Below are 25,091 nucleotides of genomic sequence, written 5' to 3' on the forward strand. Positions count from 1 at the left end.
GGCAGAAGAAATTATTTAGACCAATCATCAAAGACTTCATTGATGACTTTATTCTCGATAAAAATCATCTGCTACCACAGAGAATCTATAAATGATAGTGCGTAAGTCCTAATGTATTAATTAGAAATTTTGTCAAATATCTTTGCTTACAAATTCTATTTTGTGCCGATATTTTCTGCATTAGACTTAAGTCTTGCCTTTCATAACAAAAATACATGCATTGGCAATATCTGCCATTTTATTGCAAAGTTTTGATGCTTTTCAGCTCAAAGTAACCGCATAAGTTTCAGACAACATATTATCTGCTATCAGTTCAGCCAATGCTTTTAAGTGTTTTTGCATTTAAAATTAAAATATAAATGAATTTCTAGGCACCCTTCATTTTTGCAAACAATGCTGGGTTGGCTGTTTTTCAGATTTTTTTGCTGTTTATCTCGTCGATTTTTTCGTCATCATTTATACACAAGCCTTACGGCTTATGGCATAATCCCAATAATTTAGTGATTTTATTTTCGGTATTTATTTTATGAATCTGGAGCGGGTTGATCTTAATCTATTAATTTATCTTGACGTATTACTTCGTGAAAAAAATGTAACCCGTGCTGCAGAACAATTGGGTGTTACCCAACCTGCAATGAGTAACATTTTACGTCGTTTGCGCAATTTATTTAATGATCCCCTGCTGATTCGATCTTCTGAAGGTATGACACCAACTGAACGCGCTCTTGAATTACAACCGCGTATCCGTGATGCTTTATCTGACCTTTCTATGATTTTGGAACCTCGTACCGAGTTCCGTCCTTATACTTCAAATCGTGTATTTCGGATTATGACTTCCGATTACGCAGAAGCCACATTAGTACCACGCTTGGTTAAAGCTTTACGCTCTGAAGCACCCAATGTGGTATTGGACTTTTTAACACCAAGTGATGTGTCTTACCGTGACATGGAGCAAGGTAAAGTCGATTTAGCGATTAACCGTTTTAATGAAATTCCTCAAAGTTTCCATCAAGTTTTAGTTTGGCGTGATAGTTTCTCTTGCCTGCTCAATCATAAACACCCTGCTGCCAATAACCTCAATTTAAAAAGCTACTTAGATGCACAACATATTTGGGTTTCTAAAACAGGTATGGGCGTTGGTTTTGGTGTGAATCCTGAAAAACAAGCAGGTCTCGGCTGGATTGATCAAGCTTTAGAGCGTATTGGACAAAAACGTAAAATTTCGGTATTTACCCGTCATTATCAAATGCCTGCACTACTCGCATCTAATGTGGATTTAGTCGCAACCTTGCCTACCCGTATTGCGCTTTTACAGGCCAAAAGCCAGAATTTACTGATTAAAGACCCGCCATTTTATATTCCAGAATTTGAATTAAAGATGGCATGGTGTCCGTTGTTACATCATCACCCTGCACACCGTTGGTTACGCCAATTAATTTTATATGTAGCGCGCCAAATGATTGAAGAAGAAAACCGTGAGTTTTTATTGAATAACTCTCAATTTTCAGCCTATTAATTAAAAATTCACTGAACTTATCGGCACAAAAGCTTATACTCAAATGAGGAATATTTAGATATTCCTCATTGTTTAATCATGATTGAATAAAGATTCAAATTGTTATATTTAAAATAATATAATCCACAGGTGGATTCGTGAGCCTCTTCCAGAATATTGTTATTATCTTCATCCTCATTGTCGGAGCTGGTTTTTTATCGCTCACTGAAATTGCGTTGGCTGGTGCACGTAAAGTTAAACTGAAAATTCTAGCCGAATCAGGCGATGAACGTGCTCAAAAAGTTTTAGACCTGCAAGAAAATTCAGCTGACTTTTTTGCTGCCTCCCAAATTGGCTTAAATGCAGTTGCCATTTTAGGTGGTATTTTAGGTGAAGGTGCTTTTCGTCCTTATTTCTACAATCTTGTAGTACGCTTTTATCAAGGGCCATGGGCTGAAACGCTTAGTTTTGCCTTGTCATTTACCTTAGTGACTTCCCTATTTATTTTATTTGCTGACCTGATGCCTAAGCGTTTGGCAATGATTGCCCCTGAAAAAATTGCGATATCGGTGATTAACCCGATTCAAATTTTTATTCGGGTATGCAAGCCTTTGGCATGGATGATTAATGCGATTGCCAATGTGTTGTTCCGCTTATTTAAAGTCAATACCACGCGCGAAGACAATATTACGTTTGATGATATCTCTGCAGTCATGGATGCTGGTGCTCAAGCAGGTGTTTTACAAAAGCAGGAACATCACTTTATCGAAAATGTGTTTGAACTTGAAGAACGTAACGTACCTTCGAGTATGACCACACGTGAAAATGTGGTGTTTTTTACTCTAAAGGAATCAGAAGCCAGTATTCGTCAAAAACTTGCAGAATATCCTTATTCGAAATTTTTAGTCTGCAGTGAAAATATTGATGATGTGATCGGCTATGTTGATGCTAAAGATATTTTGGTCAGAATCCTGAATAATCAATCTTTACTACAACTGAATGAAAGCACCATCCGTAATGTATTAACCATTCCAGATACACTCACGCTGTCTGAAGTATTAGATCGTTTCCGCTCGACCAAAGAAAAATTTGCCGTAGTGATTAATGAATATGCATTGGTTGTAGGCGTAATTACCCTGTCTGACATTATGATTACTGTGATGGGCGATTGGGTAACACCTATTGAAGAAGATCAGCAAATCATTAAACGTGATAACCACTCTTGGTTAATTGATGGCAGTACGCCAATTGAAGACATTAAACACGCGCTGCAAATTGATGAAATGCCAGATGATGAAAATTATGAAACCATTGCAGGTTTTATGATGTATAAGCTACGTAAAATCCCGCGTCCTGCCGACTCTGTACATTTTGATGGTTATAAATTTGAAGTAGTCGATGTCGATCATTTTAAAATTGACCAACTTTTAGTGACACGAATTGTAGAAACGCAAGAAATACAAGACAACACTGAAGCAGATGGATAGTGAGATTCACTGTATTCGTAAGGACCTGATCTGCATCCACATTTTCTAGTATTTACAAAAAAGCACCACATCAAAATAAGCGGTGCTTTTTTCAAATCTTAACTGATACATCTAAAATTCAGCTGAGTATTTATTTAATATTTACTGATCAATTCATCTAATACCGCTTGATAGTGTATCGCAATATCTTCAGCTAAAATTTTATAGACATTGTCGAATTGCACCATCGGCCAACCCTCCTTCCAGAAAGGAAAAATATTGTGCAAATCATGCGTCACCACAGCATCTTCACGCATAATTGCTTGTGCAACCTGAGCCAATACTTGCGCGGTTTCTGCACCATCGATGGCTAAATAATCAATTCCACGTGCTTTTAAAATACGTACACGGTCTTTTTTATAACGGATTTTTTTCATTTGCGCTTCGTTTAACTGCAAAGCCAAACTTACCGCTTCTACAAATTTGCTCTCAAATGACTGATTCAATGCCACCAACGCTGCTTTATGCGCTTCCTGACGACCTGCTTTCCCACCATTACGGATAATTTCTTTTGCCTCTGTGTCTAACTCATCGCTTTTCATAGACTGCAAAATGTCGAGTATTTCGATATCACTTAATGATTCAGGAGATTGGTCAATCATGTACTGTCCTTGGACAAAAATAGCAAAACGCTATTTTCGCATAATTTAGCTAAAAGCTCGACACATTCCGAAGCAATTGTTCACACCCTGCTGTGCTGTACCTATTACAGTGCAGCAGTTTAAAATCTATCTTTCAGTTTTGATCGGCTTTGTTGCACAAAGATTTCATAACTATATGATTTTAAATGTTTTGATTATTTCTTATCCAAAATTAAATTTATTTAAATCTGATGCTTACATATTTATGCAACAAAGCCAAATAATTGCTAAAACTGATTCAAAATTTTTTTTAAATTCTCTATAAAATACGCATAAAAAAACTGACACTCAGTCAGTTTTTTTTGCATGTTGATTTTAAATTTGGAGTCTTTAAATCACTTCCACCACTACTTTACCCACGTGCTCGCCTGTATCCATTTCGGCATGTGCCTGTTGAATTTGATCAAACTTAAAGGTTTTATAAATCATAGGCAGACATTCACCTTTTGCTAACAATGGCCAAACGATCTCTTGCAACCCTTTGGCAATTTCAGCTTTTTCTGCAGTATTGCGGGCGCGCATGGTCGAACCAGTAATAGTAAGACGCTTCATCATGATTTGACCAAGTTTCACCTCTTTGGCTTTTGCACCCCCTAAAAATGCGATATACACCAAGCGACCATCACGGCGTAATAAATTTAAATTACGTTCCAAATACGGTGCACCAACAATATCTAAAATGATATCGACCCCAGCATTGTCTGTCGCTGCGTTAATCACTTGTTCAAAATCTTGTGTTTTGTAATTAATGGCTGTGGTGAGATGTGAAATTGCCTTTACTTTTTCATCTGAACCTACAGTTGCAAAAGTTTTTAAACCTAAGGCATTACACAGCATTAAAGCAGTTGTACCAATGCCACTGGTGCCACCATGAATTAATGCCGTTTCGCCCGCTTTGGCTTTGCCCATTTGGAACACGTTGGCCCACACAGTAAAAAATGTTTCAGGTATCGCTGCGGCTTGCACAAAGCTGACACCTGTTGGAATCGTCAAAGTCTGGCTTTCAGGTACAACACAATATTCTGCATAACCACCACCATTGGTTAAGCCGCACACAGCATCACCAACTTTAAATTGGCTGACATCTGCACCCACAGCAACCACTTCGCCTGCTACTTCTAAGCCTGGCACTTGCGTCACACCTTTAGGCATAGGATACAACCCCTGGCGCTGTAAAATATCAGGACGATTTAAACCAAAAGCATGTACTTTGACCAAAACCTCATTGGCTTGTGGCTCAGGTATTGCAACCGTTTCATAGGCTAATTTTTCTGGGCCACCTGGTTCTGTAATAATAATCTGCTGCATTGTGTTTTGTGTCATGGCAAATTCCTGATTGTTTGATGCTGATATGAATTCTGACTATTTGAACATAAAACAGCAAAGCATTAAAACCCAGATTAACTTAGGTATAATTCTCATGCCGTGGTGTTTCATGCGTGATTAAATTTTTATTTATGATTAAAGCGTGTGTGATGTCAAAAATTGTGGAATACAACGAAAATAATTACCGTGAGTTTGAATATGAAACAGGCGTTGCGGTGATTCGTTTTTATGCGACGTGGTGTACGCCTTGTGTTCAAAATGCACCATTTTTTGAGCAGCTTGCCCAACTTTTTGATGCTTCGGTAAAGTTTGGCAAAGTGAATGTCGATCAATCTCCAATTTTAACTTTGCGTTATCAAGTCTTTGGTTTACCGACCACTCTGATTTTTAAAGATGGGCAAATTGTTGAACGACTGTCGGGCAATGTTTCTGTCGTACAACTTCAACAAAAAATTCAGAGCTATCTTTAAGCCATGTAGAGTAGCGTCAACATATTAAGTTTGAATTACTACCTGATCGCGTCCTGCATGTTTGGCTTGATACAAATGCGCATCTGCAGCTTTCATAAAATCATCCACGTGCGTATACGCTTGTGCGCGAGTCATCCACGCTACACCGATACTTAAAGTCACATATTGTTTATGGTCTTCTCGTGCTACATGCTCAAAAGCTGCATCACGTACAGCCTGCAAGACCTTTTGCATGAGTGGTGCAATCGCAGGTTGCGGAATATCGTGCAGTAAAATGGCAAATTCTTCACCCCCATAACGTGCCACAAACGCATTTTTAGGCAAAGTATCTTGTAAAACTTTAACTAGGTTTTGCAGAATTTGATCGCCTTTTAAGTGCCCATAATGATCATTGTATTTTTTAAAATAATCGACATCGAGCATCGCAAAAACCAAAATATGTCGCTTATTTTGCAAGGTTTCAAAATACAAACGCTGAATTTCTTCATTTAATGCACGGCGGTTATACGCCTCCGTTAATGCATCAGTATTAATCTGTATTTCCAGTTTTTCATTCAAAAGACTGAGTTGTTCAGTGCGTTCCTGCACTTTTAAATCTAACGAGTTGTTTAAATGAATCAGCTTTTGGTTCAAGCGTTCAATGCGCAAGTTATGGTAGGCATAATTTCGTGCCTGCTGAAACATGATGAGCAATGCATAAATACTGGTCGAAATAAATGATAAATGAATGGAATTGACCAGATTCAGCATTAATAAAAAATCATGAATAAATGTGCCACATAAAATAATCACTGCCCAAAAATTGATTTTGGAATAATGCTCTCCTGAACGCAGAGTTTGATAAAACCCATAGGCAAAATTTGCCAAAACCAGCACAAAGAAAAAAGAACTATAAAATGCGAACTGCTGAAAAATAGTGGGTTCTGCCCACAGCGTCACCCCAATATTAAAGCTTAATAACAGCATTGCCGCGCTATATACCCAACGATGTAAATAGCGCGAACTGAGCAAAAACATATAACTCAGGAAAAATAAAATCGCGAGAAAACTAAATAAATATTCGAGCCTTATTCCCCAAGACCAACTTAAATTCAGGAAAGTGGTGTAAGCATAGGGCGGAGAAAATAAATTATGTAATGCTAGAAAAACAATAAACAAGCCAAAAATAAACATAAGCTTGGTCTTGCCGCCATTTGCAAGACTAAATGCCGAAAACATCAAGGTAAACAAACCAACACCAAGTACTGCCCCAGAAATCATGGCAATACTCATCATCAAACGCTGATACTGTTGATTGATGGTACGACTTAAACCAATTTTCATTGGATTTTTTAAACCACCTTGCAAGCTTTGAAAACTAGACGCTTGAATGGTTAGGGTAAAATATTCACTTTCAGGGACAAAATATGCAATTCGTGGGGCATTTTCGGTTTCGTGATGACTTGCATCTACACCGACTGTCCCAACACGCACCAATGGATCGCCATTTAAGAATACCCGATATGCGCCATACTGGTTGGGAATCCAAATCGCAATACTTCTGCCTAAAAACTCTTTTGGAATTTGAAAGTGCCCAATAAAAGTGCCATACGTATTGGCATTGCCCATTAAATCTTCAAATGAAGCAGGCAATTCAACGGTATTCGATGTCAGTACTGCACTGGGTTCTTGAATCAATTGTTGCGGATAAAACAACCATTGCCCACTCAAAATACTCGTTTTATCTTCAGTAAATTGAACTGAATTGAGCAGTTGTTGATGTAGATAATAAGATTTAGGTGCAGACTCATATTGTGCCAACACACACTGTGGAGTGAGTACACTAAACAGTAAAATCAAGAATAATAATGCACGTATGTGCCACATCCGAATGAATTTCAAAAATGCAAAAACCCTATTGTGCTTATTTTTCAATCTAATCGTTCTTGCACTAAATTTAAAGTAAAAAAATTAAGTCATTCATATTAGACCGTACTGACATTGGATGAATGACTTAAATTCTAGCTGTATGGCTAAATTAAACAGGATTTATTGATCGCGTGTTTTCACATCATACAATTCAATTTCAAAAATTAAATTCGAATTGGCAGGAATGATATTGCCCATTTTGCGCTCACCATAAGCCAAATGCGCAGGTACCACAAGTTTCCGTTTACCACCCACTTTCATCCCCATGATGCCTTGATCCCAGCCTTTAATGACACGACCTGTACCAATCACGGTTTCGAAATAGCTGCCGCGGTCCAAGGATGAATCAAACTTTGTGCCATCTTCCAACCAACCTGTGTAATGCGTAGTAATTAAAGCGCCTTTGACCGCTTCTTTACCCTCGCCCACCACCAAATCAATAATTTCTAATTCCGCACTCATGTTCATCTCCAAATATTTACACTTCGATGTTTAAGATAATTGCCAACTCGGGTAAGTGTTATTGTAACTGTATCCACTCAATCTGCGCCTGTGCTTGAGCGCCAATCAATGTCCATTCACCATCCATCACATTCAACTGCAACTGCATGGTACGTTCGCATAAAGCTTGAATGGCTTCAGTACTCGCTTGCGATAATTGCCATACTTCAACATTATTTAATGTTTTGATTTTACTATTACGTTTATACCACTCATCTACCGATGAACCATAGGCAATAATCGCAACTTGCTTACAACGTGCACTGGCTTTTTTGACTTTATCTTCATCTGGGCAACCGACTTCAATCCACTTGATTAACTGCCCTGTTAAGTCTTTTTCCCACAAAGCAGGCTCATCGGTTTCAAACAAATCTTTGGTGAATTCCAAAGCTTCATCTGCATAACGTGCGAATGCCAAAATACGCACCATCAAACGCTCAATGGTTTCAGAAGGATGTAATGCCATGGTTAGTTGATAGTCACCATATTGATGCACATCCATATTAGCAATGTTCAAATCTGCCTTATAAATTGTCGCTTTTAGCGCCATTGTCTATTCCTAAAACCATGTTCAAATTTGCCGCTAAGCATAATAGATTTTCTGGGATTTTGCTTTATCGTTTGCCCGAGAGCACATAGATTTCATTCAAAAGCTGTAGCAGCATCAACCCGACACGCCAATAACGCAGCCTCAAACTGTAACCAATCCCGCTCGGTTTGATAAATAATTTCCACTCGATTGTCTATCCCTTCATCGGTAGATTGATAGTTAAATTGCTGGGGATTGAAGTTAAAACTTTTCCAGCCCTGATTGCTATAAAAAATCCCTTTAATGCGTAACCAATCTTGCTGTTCACAGAGTAAATCTAGAAGTGGATAAAAATCGAATTGCCAGCGTTTAGGGAATTTCCAGCCCGCTACCGAATAACCCTGAGCAGTTTCTACATAATGATATGGCAACTGTTTAATTTCTGGTTCAGACGTATTTGCAGCTGGAATCAGCGTTTTTTGTAATTTTAATAAAGGCTGAATTTTACGCTGTGTGCCGACATACAGCGTATCAATTTCAATCAAAGCCAGATTACCCTGTTCCGCTTTCAACCATTTTTGCGCATAGGCTTGATATTCGTGTTGCAACTGCACCAGCGCCTGCTCATCTGCCACCTGCATTTGATCTGCATGTGACACCACAATAATTTGTGCAGCTTTGAGCTGATCGGCATACAAGTTTTGCTGCGTCCACGCCTGATCATGCAAACGCGAACCATCGACCACCGTAACCAAGGCACGCATCGATAAATGGGTATGCCAATGTGGTTCAGTCAATTGTTCCACGAGTTGCGCAGGATGCCCCAAACCTGTCGGTTCAATGAATAAACGGTCAGGCTTCGCTTCAGACAATAAACGCGACAAGGCAATTTGCATAGGCAACTGACTGCTACAACATAAGCAGCCGCCCAATAATTCTTTGACCTGATAGCCTTGTTGCTGAGGTAAAAGTTGTTGATCGACACCGATTTGTCCAAATTCATTCATCAGCACCGCCCAGACTTCATGTTCAGGTTTTTGGATGAGTAACTGTTTCAATAATGTGGTTTTTCCTGCACCGAGAAAACCAGAAATAATATGCGTCGGGACTGCTTTTTGTGGTGCAATTAATTTCAAAATAAGCTCACTTTATTGAGTTTCAAACAACTCAAGCATGCTAAGCAAGTTTAGCGATGAGATCAATCTGAATCTAAACACACACAAATTTATCCAATTGTTGATATTCATTGATGTCGTGACTTGAAAAATTTTCTTACATTTATTGCGTAATGATTTGCCACTTGTTTTAGCAGATTCACCAAGTTTTAGTCGCTTGATGTTATGTTTTATTGCTAACCCTGCAGTTTTCTTGCATAAAATACAGTCATTTTCGCTAAATTTGGCTACTTTTATTTAACAAAAATTACCAAAATTAAACCTGTTCATCATCATTGTGCGATTCAAGTAACCATCTTTGTTTTGCTTTGTTGCAAGCATTGATCCTACACCAAGGCTATTAGGATGAGTTCCTGTTCAGCTCGTTCAAATCAGGTGATGACTGACTTGAACACTTTAGCCGCATTAAGTTTTTTTATTTCATGCTTTTGCTGAACATTTTGATCATTCGTGAAAACTTTAAATAAGGATGCCAAACCATGAAATTGACACAAATTTTACTCACTTCAACTTTTGCTTTTGCCACTGCAACCACTTTTGCAGCACAGGCTGAATCGAAAGTTCAAGAACAGGAAAAAGTGATTGTTTCAACGCAGGAAACTGTGGCTGGACCTGCTTCAGAACAAGCTGCTGCACAACCTGCATCTGAAGCTAGCACTGAAACACCAGCAGCATCGACCCAACAACCTTAAAAAAAGCGATACATTTTAAAATGTAAATTAAATACAAAAACTGAGTTTTAAGCCACTCTCTCGGTTTACTCAGTTTTTGTTCATCCATAAGGCTAATCAATACCAAGCTTGAGCAAAGTTAAAAAAATAGCCGCAAAAAAACCCGTATGCAATTGCAAACAGGTGTTCAGCTGAGATTGACGAAAACTTAGTTTTTTTCAGTTTTCTTATAAATACTGCAAGATGGATGATGATTTTCTTGCAAACGCGCAACTTTGCGTTGCTCCGCTGCTTCAAAGCGGCATCGTTTCCAGTCGTTATCTAATTTCAACGCAGGGATTTGTTTTGGTTTACCATTTTCATCCACTGCAACCATAGTGAAGTAACAGCTGTTGGTATGGCGCACTGTACGCTTTTGGATATTTTGCGCTTCTACACGAATCCCAATTTCCATTGAGGTACGACCGACGTGGTTCACACTGGCAAGGAAAGTCACTAATTCCCCTACATGAATCGGTTCTTTAAAGTTCACTTTATCAACCGAAAGGGTCACCACATAACTACCCGAATAGCGGCTCGCACATGCATACGCCACTTGATCCAATAGTTTTAAAATTGTTCCACCATGCACATTCCCTGAAAAATTTGCCATGTCGGGTGTCATTAACACGGTCATGGTCAATTCTGACTGGTCATCTAATACAGGGGCAATTTGATCTAATGGTGACATTGCGTTCTCTAGACTCTTTTAAAGACAGTAAGATATGAGCGTATTATTATATCGTGTTTATAAAAGTTTGAATGTTCATTTCGGCAACAAGTGCATCATTATTATTTATATTGTTAATGTGAACATTTATTTAGAGTTATAAGACTAAAGCCTAAGACACCCAAGCTGTTATTTTTTAATTCATTTCTTTAATTAGAATATTTGTTCAAATTGAATATACAGTAAATACCATCGCTTCAAGTGTTCAAAAAACAAACTAAAATCTTTTATTCAATGGATTAATCAAGCAAATTTCGGCTATTTTACCCAAGAAATTTCATTTAGTGAGAGCATTCAAGCCAAGCGCAGCATTTCCTGCGATACATTACTATAAATCAAAGTTTGCTCGGAACTTAAGGCAGCTTTAAATACATAAGAACCATCTGGATTAATCTTCTTCATTGTAAAAATACCCTACTACATCTTGCTAAGTATCACCTGCTGTCCAATTTCAAAGTCGTACAGTAAGTACCTCTCAATTTTATAAAGATTTAAGCTGCAGCTCTAAAATGTAGGCTGTTTTGCAAGCATAGACAATTCTTAAACTACTTACACCAAATTCCTTAAAGTCCGAAGAGGATTAATGGAAACGATGCGAAATAACACGATAGAAATTGATTTTAATTCTAAATAGCTCATCTCAACTTTTAAATATCAAACACTGAAAAAGGTATAAATACAAACAAGCTCGAATTAAGTTTAATTTTATTAACCACTTAATAAGACCTAAATTAAATCTATTTATTTCATGGACGCTACCTCAATGAAGACTCTGGACAGCTATTTAAACTGTCCATAAAGCCCAAACTTATTACTCACTTTATAGTCTATAATTCTATGTCCATGCGCATAATGATGCTGTTGATAGACCTGATCAATTTTATTTAATTGCGCTGCGGTTGCTTCTGCACCTGCTAGCATCGTCGCTTCGCGCCCTTTTACATCAAAAATATGGGCTTTTTCACGTAAATCGGGTTGAATGACCACATCTGCCAGTTTCAACTCTTCATTGGCCAAATGTTTTTGCATAATATTAATATTTTGGTTAAACAATCCCCACACATTACTGGTTTCAGTATGAATAGGCTGCGCCAAAATATTCACGGCAATCACTATATCTGCCCCTAAATCACGTGCGACTTTGACAGGCACAGGGCTCACCAAACCACCATCAACATATTCATGTTCTGCAATTTTAGTGGGTACAAACATGCTCGGGATAGACACTGACGCACGCACCGCTTGCCCCGTATTACCATAATTAAATACGACTTTTTTGCCTTCTTTTAATTCTGTTGCCACCACATACATCGGGATTTTAAATTGCTCCAAACGGAGTTGATCGACTTGTGCGTTGACATAATTTTCAACTTTTTTGCCATCAAAAAAGCCTTTTAAATCCAAAGTCACATCCCGCACATCATTAGCTTTCATATTCATAGCAATTTCACGTAATTGCTGCGCATTTTTACCGCTGGCATAAATTGAACCGACAATGCTGCCTGCGCTACTACCCACAATAAAATCAGGATGAATACCATACTGTTCAAGTACTTCAATTACTCCAATATGTGCATAGCCACGTGCGCCACCACTGCCCAAAACCAATGCGACAATTGGACGTTTTTCTTGTTGTTTTAATTGCCGAAAATCAATTTGATTCAGGCGTGACTCTGCTTCAACCATGGGCTGCGACTCAAGTAGAGTTTGAGTCGAAAATTGCTGCTGTGATGGCACTGCCTGACATCCCACCATCAACAATGCTGTAAGAGATACATACCCAAATTTCATAATGACCTTCTTGAATCCATAGGTTTCAGTCGATATTTAACCGCCAATCGTGTCAAGGTTGATCAGCCTACTTGATACAGCAACCCTCTTAACGTCAACAGTTATGCTATCTGTTTTTACCTTGCATGAGCGCCCATAGTCTATCTATTATTTTAACCGATCCTTGTAGTAATTCGTTAAACTGTCACGTCTAGCCACTACAGTGGCGCACAATTTGAATCTATCTAAAATAATATGCAACCACCTTCTTATTCCCTATTATTCTGGATTTTTTTGCAATTAGGCGGTCTATCTTTTGGCGGGCCCGCAGCGCATTTGGTATTTTTCCATCAGCGTTTTGTGCAACAACTGAAATGGCTAGATGAGTCCCAGTATTCACAAATTGTCGCACTTGCACAACTCTTACCCGGCCCAACTAGTAGTCAGGTGGGTTTAGCGATTGGTTATTTGCAAAAAGGCTATTGGGGTGCAGTCCTAGCGTGGTTGGGTTTTACCCTACCTTCAGCGTTGTTTATGGCTTTGGTTGCAGTTTTGGGACATCAATATTTAGATGTACTGTCGTCAAATAGCTTTCACAGTATTCAACTGATCGTATTGGCCGTGGTGGCTTGGGCATTTTGGCAAATGCTGCACAGTTTTTGTAAAACGGTTTGGCAATATACCTTAATGCTCGCTTCTGCCCTATTTATTTATATGGTGCCCTTGAGCTTCAATCAAATTGTGGTGATTCTGATTGCAGCTTGTTTGGGCATGTGGATGGCCAAACGTACAACACCCACTGCAACGCTCTCATCCGCCAATACAACGGCGACAGATACACATTTTACTGCGGCACACCTACCCCAACACCGTCGTTATGCTGCATTTTGGGTAGTACTTTTTGTTGCACCTTTTATTGTGCTATCCGCGCTAAACTAGCTACAACCTCATTTACTCTATGCAGCCAATTTAAGTTTCTATAAAGCCGCATCTTTGGTCTTTGGCGGTGGGCATGTCATTTTGCCTTTATTACATCAAGATATTGTTAGTACAGGCTTAGTCAGCAAAGAACAGTTCGATTTAGGTTATGCCATAGCGCAATTGGTGCCTGGCCCACTGTTCAGCTTTGCAACGTATTTGGGCAGTTTGATTCCAATGACAGAATCTATGCTGCTGAATGCGACTTTAGCCACGTTGGCAATTTTTCTGCCATCTTTCTTTTTGGTATTTGCGACTTTGCCTTATTGGTCTTGGTTGATGCAGCAAGCTTATATTCGTCATGCCGTAACAGGTATTAATGCAGCGGTAGTCGGTTTGCTGCTGTATATGGTGCTCGAAATGGCACAGCGTTATGTTTTGAGTATTACTGATCTGCTGTTTATTGTTTTGGTGATTGGATTATTAAAATCCAAACTACCTGTTTGGCTCAGTTTAATTGGTAGTTTCCTGGTCTATACAGGATTCTTGCATTTCATGGCTTAAATTAAAATGCGATAAATCAAATAAAAATGCCAGTTCAATTGAACTGGCATTTTTTGTGGATGATTGAATCAAGCCTGAATGCTTTGGAGCTTAGCTACCAAAGAATTTTAGAATAGATTGAATCACCGCAACGTTAATTAAATCGACAAAGAATGCACCACACAGTGGCACAATCAAGAACGCTTTATAAGATGGACCATACATATTGGTAATGGCCTGCATATTGGCGACTGCTGTTGGCGTTGCCCCCATCCCAAAACCACAGTGTCCTGCTGCCAACACGGCTGCATCGTAGTTTTTCCCCATAAGACGGAAGGTCACAAAAGCTGCATATAACGCCATTGTGAGTGCTTGCGCACCTAAAATCACCATCAACGGACCTGCCAAATCGGCCAATTGCCATAGTTTGAGTGACAACAACGCCATCGCCAAATATAACGATAAAGATGCATTCCCAAACACATCAATCGCACGGTCAAAAATATTAACTTTAAAAATACTTTCTAAGACATTACGCAGAACCACACCGCCCGCCAATGCCCAAACGAAAGTTGGTAATTCAAACATCGTACCTTTGGCAGCGCCTGTCATAAATTCGGCAAATGCCAAACATCCAGCAAATAAACCCAAAGTAGTAATTGCGTTATCTGCTGTAATTAAACGAACCTGATGCGGATATTCAAATGGAATAAACTCATTGGAATCTTGATCCGCAGGCGTATTATCGCGTTTTTCAATTTGTTCGTCGGTACGTGGTACAGCCAATTGATGACGGTTGATTAAAGTTTTAGCCAGTGGACCACCAATTAAACCACCAATAATTAAACCAAAGGTCGCACTTGCCATGCCCAGTGCCAAAGCACCTTGAATACCATATTGGGTTTCTAAAATTTCACCCCACGCACCTGCTGTACCATGACCGCCAGTTAAAGTAATCGATCCTGCAATTAAACCAATTAGTGGATCAATACCTAACAATGTTGCAAGACTAATGCCGACAATGTTTTGCAACACAATAAATGTGGAAATTGCTATCAAGAAAATAATTAAACCGATTCCACCCTGACGCAATTTTGTGAAGTTCGCGCTTAAACCAATCGAGGCGAAGAAAATAAGCATAAAGCTAGTTTGCAATGCGCTACTGGTGGTAATGCTATAACCCCAAAATTGATTCACCAACAATGAAACAATAGCGGCAACCAAACCACCTGCAACAGGTTCAGGAATATTATAGCGTTTTAAAAAATCAATTTTATTGACTAAAAGTCGCCCTAAGAGCAGGACGATGACCGCAGCAATCAGCGTATAAAACGCATTAAAAGTAAATTCCATGGCAATATCCATATAGTGATTGCAGATTGTTTTTAATACGATGAAGAGCTGTCTATGCAAACCAAAGCATTTGCATCACTATGACTCTAAATCAACTAAAAAATGCCGCAATACAAAGTATGTAAACAGTATCGTATTTGACCGAAGTTTAAGAGGTATGCATTTCGCTCAGCCAACCCATCCTTTGGTTTCACTCAAGCGTTATCATCTGCGTTTGCCTAGAACAGAAGAAAAGAAAGACAAAAGACAGCATTTTCACTTTCGGGGTGACTTCGAGTGCAAACAACTGAATCAGCTTAACACTGAGAGGTAATCTCATATAAGCTCCCAAATATCTGAGGTGGATAAATACCTTCCGATAAAGATATTCAACCACTTGACAAAAAACAGCAAGATTAAAGGTCGATCATTATGCATTTTTTTTGACAAAAAGCTGCTATTTTCTGCGGTTTTTTCTAAAAATTTTAATGATTGTGTTCAGCTATAAGAGAAAGTTACAACATTCCTTTAAACTGGATAAAATTTAAGTTATTGAGTGAATAACATAAATTTTCAACAAAAAAAACAGAGCTTAAAATTAAGCTCTGTTTTGGATTGTGCTTAAAAGGAGTGACTTAGAAGCTATAACGCGCCATAAAGCCTACTCGGTCGTCACTGAATTTATCGCCAGCAAATGTTTCACGCTCACCGTTGATATACTCAATACCTAAATCGACTGGTTTTACAGGTGAATAGATAAAGTTAATCCACGCTTGTTGTACTTTCTCATTAGCACCAGAATTATTTGCTGCACGCGCATAGTCTGTACCATCATCGGCAAATAAAGCACCGTAGGCTAAAGTTGAACGTAGTTGTGGAGAGAACTTATAGGTTGCACCCACTTGTACACCAATCGTTTCATTTTGCTCAATTTCACCATTAACTGTATTTACGTAAAATGCAGAGTTACTACCATATAAGTAGTTGCTGTTACCTTTTACATAAGATACGTCTGCAGATACTTTTAAAGGTTCCGCAACTTGATAATTCGTACCTAGAGCTGCACCCCAACCAGTTTTATCATCATTTACTGCTTCTGATTTGTAATGTTCAACCAATGCACGTGCAGAAGCTGTTCCTTTACCTTCTGCAAAGCCTTGAACTACTTTAGCAGTCAATACAGGAGCTCGGTAAGTTACGTCAGAGCTAACATTTTTCTTCTCTTTAGTATCATATATTTGTGAAGAACTATTCCCTTCTTCAGCAGAAACAAATAATTCAGTTGCAGGTGCTAATTTGTAGTTGTAACGAACTTGCGGTATACGTGTTGTACCACCACCAATATTTGTCGCAAAGTCAATCATTTCTGGTGCATGATTTGACAAGAAGTTCGATGTGGTTTGACCGAATAACCAGTTGTTTAAAGTTAAATAAGCGTGGCGAATACGTAAGTTTTCTGACTTAGCATTGTCCGAACTTGCAAAATCAACTTCAACTTTACCGCCCACTTTGTTATCACCAACAGGTGTATTAAAGTCTAAACCTAAGCGGGTGACTTTTGCGGTAGCACGTAATTTGTCACTTGCTTCTTCTTTACTTGTATGTGCTGAGTTAAAGTCATTATCCGCACCTTTAATAATATAGTTTGCATCACCACGGATCGAACCATAAATAGAAACATCTGCGCCAGATTTAGACTTTAAGCTGCTTAATGCACTTACAGGTGCAGCAGGCTTCGCCTGTTGTACTTGGGCAATTTGAGTTTGCTGCTGTTGTTGTACTTGCTGTTGTTGCTGAATTAATGATTTTAACGCTTCTACTTCTTGACGAAGTTCTTGAATTTGTTGTTGCTCAGTTTTTGCTGCGTGTGCAGTACCTACCATGAATGTTGTAACAGCAATAGCTAAACCTTTGATCACAAATTGACCGTTGAGTAATTGACTCATTTATCTCTCCAAAATAAAACAACGCTGCATCCGTGCATGATGATTTTGTTCGTCATCTATCGATTTCACATCGAATTATAAAAATGGCTTAAAAATCAAAACACTTTTGCCAAATAGTCCAAGACACTCAAATATTTCAAATTGTGTCATTTATTACAGGCTTCAATCTATCAAGTTATGACGTTTATTAAAATCAGTTTTCCCGAATAAGAAATCATAATTAATCATGATTATAGATTAAAATAATTAAACCATATAAAATTCAATACTTTAAATAGGTTGATTTTTCAAGAATTTACCCCACTATTAGACTATTGTATATATTTCAGTTCTGTCTAAAAGCCCGATTTTTACGAAAAAAATTACCATTTGAAAAAGTATTGACCTCAACTTAATCTGGTTGGGGTTGTAAAATATGAAAAACGGCAAACATCCCCGACCCAATAAATAGCAGCATTAATACCGCCATATTCAGCAAAGCACTGCCTGTTAAAAAGTTAAGTAATACCCCACCAATCAAGCCACAAAAGAATTGCACACTGCCCATGATCGCACTGGCTGTTCCAGCACGTGGGCCTTGTTTTGCCATTGCCAGCGCCATGGCATTCGGGCCTGTAAAACCTATCCCAGACACTGCAAGAAATAAACCGACCATCACCAATGCCAAAGGTGCATACCCCAAACTACCTGCAAGCAGTAGAATGACCGCACCACTCAGTTGAATCATGCTGCCCAATTTTAAGCGTTGTAACACACCCAATTTGCCACTGATTTTTTTATTCAAAGCCGAAAACAGCATAATACCAATCGCATTGGCACCAAACACATAAGCAAAAGCTGTTTCACTCAAGCCATATTGATCCATCATGACTGCACTTGAACCGCTGATATAGCAAAACAATGCCCCACCAGTCAGACAGCCTGCCAACATTCGAAAACGAAAATCACGATCTTTTAAAATGGCAAAATATAAGGTCAGGACTTGCTGAAAACTCAACCTTAAACGGCGTTCTTTAGCTAAAGTTTCTTTAAAAAAGAAATGCACACATAAACAGCAAATAATTCCAACACAGGTCAGTACCACAAAAATGGCTTCCCAATTCATCCATCTAAGCACCCATGCACCCAGCGTTGGTGCAATAATAGGCGCAATGGTCATCACAATCATCATGCTCGAAAAAGCTTGAGCGGACGTTTGCAAATCCAAGCGATCACGAATGGCTGCTCGTGCAATCACCACGCCCACACAACCGCCCAATGCCTGCAAAATACGTGCAGCAATCAATCCCCATTCATTGTGTGCAAACACGCACAACATACTCGCCAGTGAAAACAATACCAAGCCAATATATAAAGGCGGCTTGCGTCCAATCCGATCACTCAGCGGCCCATAAATCAGTTGTCCCAATGCCAAACCTAAAAAATAAGCAGGCAAACTGTTTGCGACCATTTGGGTCGATTCACCAAACTCGCTTGCCATTACTGGCAAGGCAGGCAAATACATATCAATCGACAAAGGCCCAAGCGATGTCAGTAACGCCAACAACAAAATCCAGGCTGTCGAATATTGCTGCATGTTGGGTTCTGGCGCAGTTGGTGGCGTACTATTTGAACTTGGTAAAATTTTGGATATGCTCATAATTTTAAGGTGGAATGACAAATGTATAGAGAAGCTTGCACGCTCCATACTATCATTTGTAGTGATTAAAGATGAATTTTCACATATTAAATTCTCTAAACACTCATCTACAGTTACAATGTACGCAAGCTTTCATTTCATAGCATAATCACTGTTTAGAAAAAATTTTTTAAAGGAACGATGTTGAAACCTTGGCTGATTAAGCTCAAACAAGCGACCTATAACACCACATTTATGTATAACATCCGCATGCTCATTGCATTTGCGGGAACTGCTTTTGTTCCCTATTTTATGGGAATGCAAGTTGCCACCATTCCTTTAACTTTAGGTGTGGTTGCCGCAGGTTTGAGTGATATAGATGACCGTTTTTCGGTACGTATCCTTAATCAGCTCTATACTTATATTGGGTTCTTTGTTACCGCCACTTCGATTCAGTTTTTATTTCCGCACCCTATTTTATTTGCCACAGGCTTAATCCTGTCGTGTATTGTCTTAATTTTGCTCGGTTCGCTCGGACGGCGTTATGCCACCATTTCTTATGGCTGTTTGGTGGTATCAGTTTATGCCATGCTAGGTGTCAATCTATTTGATGACTGGTACATGCAGCCACTACTTTTGGTCTCGGGCGCAATCTGGTACGGCGTAATTTCAACCATCAGCTTTTTACTGTTCCCTGTTCGTGCTTTACAAGACAAACTTTCGCTCAGTTATTCTTCTCTGGGCGATTTTTTATTTGCCAAATCTAATCTATTTGATGTGGATATGACTGCATCTAGTTATCAGCAAAGCATCATTGATTTATCACTTGAAAATGGCAAATTAATTGCGATTTTTAACGACTTAAAAACTGCTTTGCTGACGCGTTTAAAAGGTGACCGCGGGCAAAAAGATACCCGACGCAGCTTACAGTATTATTTTGTCGCACAAGACATTCATGAACGTGCCGACTCTGCACATATTGATTATCAAAAACTGGCGAAAATATTTCAGCACAGCGATATTTTATTTCGATTCCAGCGCATTTTGTCTATTCAAGGTAAAGCCTGTAAAGATTTAAGTGAAAGTATTCTGCATCGTAAACCTTATGTGCATAACAAGCGTTTTAAACATGCTTTTGAAAATCTTAAACAGTCTTTAGAAAAGCTGCGCAGCGAGCAGCAATACGACCAGGTTTGGATTAATGCACTGTTTGCCTTATATCAAAACCTAAAATCAATTGACGCTCAACTGCGTAATCTTGAAACCGAACGTAATATTAAATTGGATAAATCCAAGCATATTGAACAACAACTCATAGATGACGACTTAAAAAGCTGGGATGATATTGTCATCCGTATCAAACAGCATTTAACCCCTGAATCTGTCTTGTTCCGCCATGCCATTCGTTTGTCAATTGTACTGTTAATTGGCTATGTTTTTGTACAAGTCACCAATATTCAATATGGCTACTGGATTTTACTCACCGCCTTGTTTGTGATGCAGCCTAACTTTAACACCACCAAACGGCGTTTACGTTTGCGTATTATTGGGACACTGGCAGGGATTGTGGTCGGCTACACCATTTTATATTTTGTGCCATCTGTAGAAGGGCAATTGGTAGTTTTAATTATTAGTGGCATGTTGTTCTTTGAATTACGCAGTAAACAATATGCACAAGCGACTGCTTTTATGACTATTTTGGCGCTGATGAACTTTAATCTTGAAGGTTTGGGCTTTGCCGCAGCTGTACCACGTATGGTCGACACCTTAATTGGTTGTGCACTGGCATGGTTTGGCGTAAGTTTTATCTTCCCCGACTGGAAATTCCGTCGTCTATCACGCACGATTCGTCGCTCACTCACCGCACAATGTGACTATTTGGCAGAAGTGATTGAACAATATAAAAATGGGCGCAATAACGGCTTGAATTATCGTGTGGTGCGCCGCGCTGCTCACAATGCCGACGCAGAAGTTGCTTCACTGATTTCAACACTCGCCACCGAACCTGATTTTGATCCTGATCAAAAAGCTCAGGCCTTTGAGTTCTTGTGTCTGAATCACACTTTTATTAGTTATATCGCTGCACTGGGTGCGCATCGTGACAAAATTGAAGATCAGGAAGTCTTGGAACTGCTCGATCAAGCGATGGACGATATTCAAGGTGCTTTACTCAACGATGAAACGCCTGATTTAAGCGCACATAACATGCTGCAAACGATTCGTCAGCTTTTAAGTCAAAACAATGAGCAAGATCAAAAATCATTGATTATTTTGCAGCAATTATCTTTGATGATGAGTATCTTGCAGCAATTAAGTCGCCTAAAACAAAGTTTAAGCCACGAACATGATCAGGATGCAACTGAACTGGCGTCTTTATAAATCATTCTGCAAAGGATCTATGTCTACTTTCTCAGCCTTAGCACAATATGTATTCATCGACCTTAGCATGATTTTGCGACAATATACTCACTGAATGACAGCAATTAATGCTAAACTTTTTATAGTTTTAAATTTGTTAGTTTCACTATGACCGCGAAAAGTTTATACGCCTACACACTACAGCCTGTAATCTACGAAGTTTCTGAAGAAGAACAACGTCACGCTCAACTGGTAATATGGCGCAGTACCAATAAAATTAGCATGAAAGCATGGATTATTATGGGGGTGATAGTCGCCCTTTCCATTTTAGGCATTCTGCTATTAAAAAATTATTCGACTATTTTCTGCTGGGTCGCCATTGTCTGTGTGGCACTCTACCTGCTGGTGCGTAAATACGGCTTGGAATGGTACGTTAAACGCAAAATGAATGAATTTCCTGTTCAAGAAATTAAAGGGATTCGTTTAGGCGTACAACCACACGGAATCGTAATGCGTCAGCAAATGGGCGCTCAAGAAGGCGTGGGTGCAATCGGCTGGAAAGATGTATATGAATGGTACAACACCCCTGAATTTATTTTGATGAACTTCAAAGTAAAAGGTCAGCAAGGTGCTTATATTCTACCTAAGCGCATGGACAGCAAGAACTTTTCGTTCAACACCATTCGCAAACATTTAACCGAAGCTGCAGGCGAAGCCAAGCAAATCTAAATATCCCGATCTAAAAATAAACCTCTATCCCCTGCGATGGAGGTTTTTTTACTTAAAATCAAAATAATGAACGATAATGAGAATAAATAGCATTTGCATTAACTTTGTATCTAGATTATTCTTCTGCAAAATTTGTGCTCAACCCGCATTCATCATGTTAAAAAAAACTTTTTTCCAAATTCACTGGTTCCTTGGCATTACAGCAGGGCTTATTTTGTCACTCATGGGTGTCACTGGGGCAATTTATTCCTATGAACAACAAATTCTAAAATGGTTGAATCCAGACAGTTACCAAGTTCAAGTTGAGCAGAAACCCAAACTTACTCCTGCAGAAATTTACACACATTTTCAGCAAGTCCAACCAAATTATAAAATTAACAGCATTACCATTGCCCAAGATCCTGCAGCATCTTCAAGCATCAATATTGCGAAAGAAGGCGCCAGACGCGGTCAAAATATCATGATTAATCCCTACTCTGCAGACATTTTACCTGAAGTGAAAGGGCGTGATTTTTTTCAATTTATCCAACAATTACACCGCAATTTAACCGTAGGGCCTATTGGTAAGCAAATTACAGCCGCATGTACCCTCATGTTGTTGTTCTTTGTGTTAAGTGGCATTTATCTGCGCTGGCCGAAACGCCATTCATTCAAACAATGGTTTGCGATTAAACCACAACTCAAAGGTCGCAATTTTATTTGGGACTTACATGCTGTGGTCGGTACATGGGTAGTGATCTTCTATCTTGTTATGGCATGCACAGGGCTATATTGGTCGTATGATTGGTGGCGCAATGGCATGTTTAAAGTCATGGGCGTAGAAAGACCACAAGCACAATTACAAGCAGATGGACGCAATAAAAAAGAAAATCAAAATAATCAAACACCTCATCAAGCAAGGCAGACACAAGTTGTGGAACATGGCCCAAATATCACGGATCCTACCAAAAAAAATACACTGGATCAGGCACAAATTAATCTTGCTTTGACGCAGGCATGGCAACATTTCCCGCAGCAGTTAGAGCAGGATTATTCGAGCATCACTTTTAATATGCCTAAACACGCCAATAGTGAAATTGAAATTAACTTTGTCGATGTCATTCCACAACATGAACGTGCCCGCAATAGCGCAACTTTTGATTATCAACAAGCGCGTATTACTCAACTTGAATTATATGCAGACAAACAGCTTAATGAAAAAATCATGAGCAGTATGCTGCCTGTGCATCGCGGTAGTTTCTTTGGACCTGTTTATCAATTTTTAGCCATGCTTGCTGCCTTGATGATGCCGCTGTTTTTTGTCACAGGCTGGATGCTATATTTAAAACGTCGTAAACAAAAGCGTTTGACTCTTGCTGCACGTCAAAACCAAACTCAATTGAAAATTGACCCAAATGCTGAACACTGGCTCATCGTCTATGCCAGCCAAACAGGTACTGCCGAACAATTGGCATGGCGCACTGCAACCAGTCTGCAAGAGGCACATCAACCTGTCACAGTCAAAGCTATTCAAGAATTGCAGATAACTGACCTCAAAAACCATACTCAAATTTTATTTGTTGCCAGCACATACGGCACAGGAGATGCACCCGATTTATCCTCTAACTTTGTGAAAAAAATCATGTCCCAAAGCTTAGATCTCTCTCATTTACGTTATGCCGTTTTAGCCCTAGGCTCCAAAGAGTATCCTGACAGTTATTGCGATTTTGGACATCGTCTTGCTGCATGGCTGCAACGCAATCAGGCTCACGCTTTGTTTGACACTATTGAGGTAGACAATGCCAATTCTGCTGATGTACAGCGTTGGAATCAAGCATTGGCACAGGTGACTCAGCTTGAATTACAAAGCATGCAAATTGACAAAACCTTTGATACATGGCGTTTGCAACAACGTGATTTGCTAAATCCGAATAGTTTGGGTTCACCTGCGTTTAATATTGAACTTGTACCGCAGCACGAAGCACATTGGGCTGCAGGTGATATTGCTGAAATTCAACCAGAAAACAGTTCTGTACGGATTCAGGATTTTTTAAAACAACATCAACTTGATGCCAATACTATTATTGCTGATGGTCAGCAAACCCTAGCACAGGCTTTGGCATATAAAGACCTGACAACCCCTATTCAGACATTTAAAACTGTCGATGAATTATTGGCACAACTTTCACCCTTACCTAGTCGTGAATATTCAATTGCCAGTATTCCTTCACAACAGGTTTTAAGACTTGTGGTACGTCAAAAATTTGATGCTCAAGGTGAGCTGGGCTTAGGTTCAGGTTGGTTAACTGCCCATGCAGCAATCGGACAAAATATCGCACTACGCATTCGCAATAATCCATCTTTCCATTTAATTGATGATGACCGCCCAATTATTTGTATTGGCAACGGCACAGGACTTGCGGGTTTAATGAGCTTATTGCATGCACGTACCCGCCTGAATTACACCCAAAACTGGTTGTTTTTTGGTGAACGCCAGCAAGCGCACGATTACTTTTATCAACGCACCATCGAGGCTTGGCAAAGCACAGGCGTGCTACAACGGCTTGATTTGGCTTTTTCCCGCGATCAAGCCGATAAAGTCTATATTCACCATAAGTTACGTGAACAGGCTGAAGATTTAAAACGATGGGTTGAACAAGGTGCCGTGATTTATGTTTGCGGTAGTATTCAAGGCATGGCCAGTGATGTCGACCAAGCTTTAAAAGATATTTTGGGTGAAAATCAACTAGAACAATTACGTCAGCATGGACGTTATCGCCGAGATGTGTATTAATCTCAACTTGTAATTCACCTAATTTTACCCATAGCCTCAACCGAAACATACTTCAGTTGGGGCTAAATTTTTAAGCAGCTTCGGCTATACTGT

Annotated in this window: 18 protein-coding genes and 1 pseudogene; 8 read left to right on the forward strand and 11 right to left on the reverse strand. The window is 39.3% G+C overall.

Features of this window, described 5'->3' with window-relative positions:
- The first annotated feature begins 526 nt into the window (after positions 1–526).
- Positions 527–1,516 (forward strand): LysR family transcriptional regulator, encoded by a 990-nt coding sequence (locus tag L6C30_RS09505; protein ID WP_019837830.1) that lies wholly within the window; start codon positions 527–529, stop codon positions 1,514–1,516.
- 137 nt (positions 1,517–1,653) lie between these two features.
- Entirely contained in the window at positions 1,654–2,982 is a 1,329-nt protein-coding gene (locus L6C30_RS09510) for a hemolysin family protein (protein ID WP_236163147.1), read from the forward strand.
- A gap of 134 nt (positions 2,983–3,116) precedes the next feature.
- Here the strand turns inward: L6C30_RS09510 and L6C30_RS09515 are convergent, their stop codons facing one another.
- Both L6C30_RS09515 and L6C30_RS09520 read right to left on the reverse strand, forming a co-directional pair.
- Positions 3,117–3,623, reverse strand: coding sequence for a hypothetical protein (locus L6C30_RS09515; RefSeq protein ID WP_230245181.1), 507 nt, complete (start codon positions 3,621–3,623; stop codon positions 3,117–3,119).
- 369 nt (positions 3,624–3,992) lie between these two features.
- Positions 3,993–4,985: an NAD(P)H-quinone oxidoreductase gene (locus L6C30_RS09520; RefSeq protein WP_236163148.1), complete on the reverse strand. Its 993-nt coding sequence runs from the start codon at positions 4,983–4,985 to the stop codon at positions 3,993–3,995.
- 152 nt (positions 4,986–5,137) lie between these two features.
- Here L6C30_RS09520 and L6C30_RS09525 point away from each other — a divergent pair, with 152 nt between their 5' ends.
- Positions 5,138–5,458: a co-chaperone YbbN gene (locus L6C30_RS09525; RefSeq protein WP_070152704.1), complete on the forward strand. Its 321-nt coding sequence runs from the start codon at positions 5,138–5,140 to the stop codon at positions 5,456–5,458.
- Between the two features lie 24 nt (positions 5,459–5,482).
- On the opposite strand, the gene L6C30_RS09530 is transcribed toward L6C30_RS09525, so the two are convergent.
- The 4 genes from L6C30_RS09530 to L6C30_RS09545 all read right to left on the reverse strand — a co-directional run bounded on the left by L6C30_RS09530 (position 5,483) and on the right by L6C30_RS09545 (position 9,532).
- Complete coding sequence (locus L6C30_RS09530; protein WP_236163149.1) at positions 5,483–7,324, reverse strand: GGDEF domain-containing protein; 1,842 nt, start codon at positions 7,322–7,324, stop codon at positions 5,483–5,485.
- Between the two features lie 162 nt (positions 7,325–7,486).
- On the reverse strand, positions 7,487–7,828 hold the full coding sequence (locus L6C30_RS09535) for an FKBP-type peptidyl-prolyl cis-trans isomerase (protein WP_070152560.1): 342 nt from the start codon (positions 7,826–7,828) through the stop codon (positions 7,487–7,489).
- Positions 7,829–7,886: 58 nt separating this feature from the next.
- Positions 7,887–8,417, reverse strand: coding sequence for a YaeQ family protein (locus L6C30_RS09540; RefSeq protein ID WP_070152563.1), 531 nt, complete (start codon positions 8,415–8,417; stop codon positions 7,887–7,889).
- Between the two features lie 92 nt (positions 8,418–8,509).
- Positions 8,510–9,532, reverse strand: coding sequence for a GTP-binding protein (locus tag L6C30_RS09545; protein WP_070152566.1), 1,023 nt, complete (start codon positions 9,530–9,532; stop codon positions 8,510–8,512).
- 518 nt (positions 9,533–10,050) lie between these two features.
- Between L6C30_RS09545 and L6C30_RS09550 the strand changes: the two genes are divergently transcribed.
- Positions 10,051–10,263, forward strand: a complete 213-nt coding sequence (locus L6C30_RS09550) for a hypothetical protein (RefSeq protein ID WP_070152569.1) — start codon at positions 10,051–10,053, stop codon at positions 10,261–10,263.
- A 187-nt stretch (positions 10,264–10,450) separates the two neighbouring features.
- On the opposite strand, the gene L6C30_RS09555 is transcribed toward L6C30_RS09550, so the two are convergent.
- Positions 10,451–10,972, reverse strand: a complete 522-nt coding sequence (locus L6C30_RS09555) for an acyl-CoA thioesterase (protein ID WP_070152572.1) — start codon at positions 10,970–10,972, stop codon at positions 10,451–10,453.
- 819 nt (positions 10,973–11,791) lie between these two features.
- Entirely contained in the window at positions 11,792–12,802 is a 1,011-nt protein-coding gene (locus tag L6C30_RS09560) for a patatin-like phospholipase family protein (protein WP_236163150.1), read from the reverse strand.
- A gap of 234 nt (positions 12,803–13,036) precedes the next feature.
- Here L6C30_RS09560 and chrA point away from each other — a divergent pair.
- Positions 13,037–14,263: pseudogene (chrA, locus tag L6C30_RS09565) on the forward strand (chromate efflux transporter).
- A gap of 90 nt (positions 14,264–14,353) precedes the next feature.
- Here the strand turns inward: chrA and gltS are convergent.
- From gltS to L6C30_RS09580, 3 genes are all read right to left on the reverse strand, one after another.
- A complete protein-coding gene (gene gltS / locus L6C30_RS09570) occupies positions 14,354–15,595 on the reverse strand; it encodes a sodium/glutamate symporter (RefSeq protein WP_236163151.1) in 1,242 nt (413 codons plus the stop codon).
- A 614-nt stretch (positions 15,596–16,209) separates the two neighbouring features.
- Complete coding sequence (locus L6C30_RS09575; protein ID WP_236163152.1) at positions 16,210–17,520, reverse strand: DcaP family trimeric outer membrane transporter; 1,311 nt, start codon at positions 17,518–17,520, stop codon at positions 16,210–16,212.
- Positions 17,521–17,911: 391 nt separating this feature from the next.
- A complete protein-coding gene (locus L6C30_RS09580; protein ID WP_236163154.1) occupies positions 17,912–19,096 on the reverse strand; it encodes a multidrug effflux MFS transporter in 1,185 nt (394 codons plus the stop codon).
- A gap of 246 nt (positions 19,097–19,342) precedes the next feature.
- On the opposite strand from L6C30_RS09580, the gene yccS reads away from it, so the two are divergent.
- The 3 genes from yccS (at position 19,343) to L6C30_RS09595 (ending at position 24,998) form a co-directional block, all read left to right on the forward strand.
- On the forward strand, positions 19,343–21,517 hold the full coding sequence (gene yccS / locus L6C30_RS09585) for a YccS family putative transporter (protein WP_236163155.1): 2,175 nt from the start codon (positions 19,343–19,345) through the stop codon (positions 21,515–21,517).
- A 147-nt stretch (positions 21,518–21,664) separates the two neighbouring features.
- Positions 21,665–22,225 carry a YcxB family protein gene (locus tag L6C30_RS09590; protein WP_019837484.1) on the forward strand — a complete coding sequence of 187 codons (561 nt, stop codon included), beginning with the start codon at positions 21,665–21,667 and terminating at the stop codon, positions 22,223–22,225.
- A gap of 154 nt (positions 22,226–22,379) precedes the next feature.
- On the forward strand, positions 22,380–24,998 hold the full coding sequence (locus L6C30_RS09595; RefSeq protein ID WP_236163153.1) for a sulfite reductase flavoprotein subunit alpha: 2,619 nt from the start codon (positions 22,380–22,382) through the stop codon (positions 24,996–24,998).
- Positions 24,999–25,091 lie beyond the last annotated feature (93 nt).

It is taken from the genome of Acinetobacter sp. KAM396, assembly GCF_021602765.1.
Lineage (GTDB): Bacteria > Pseudomonadota > Gammaproteobacteria > Pseudomonadales > Moraxellaceae > Acinetobacter > Acinetobacter towneri_A.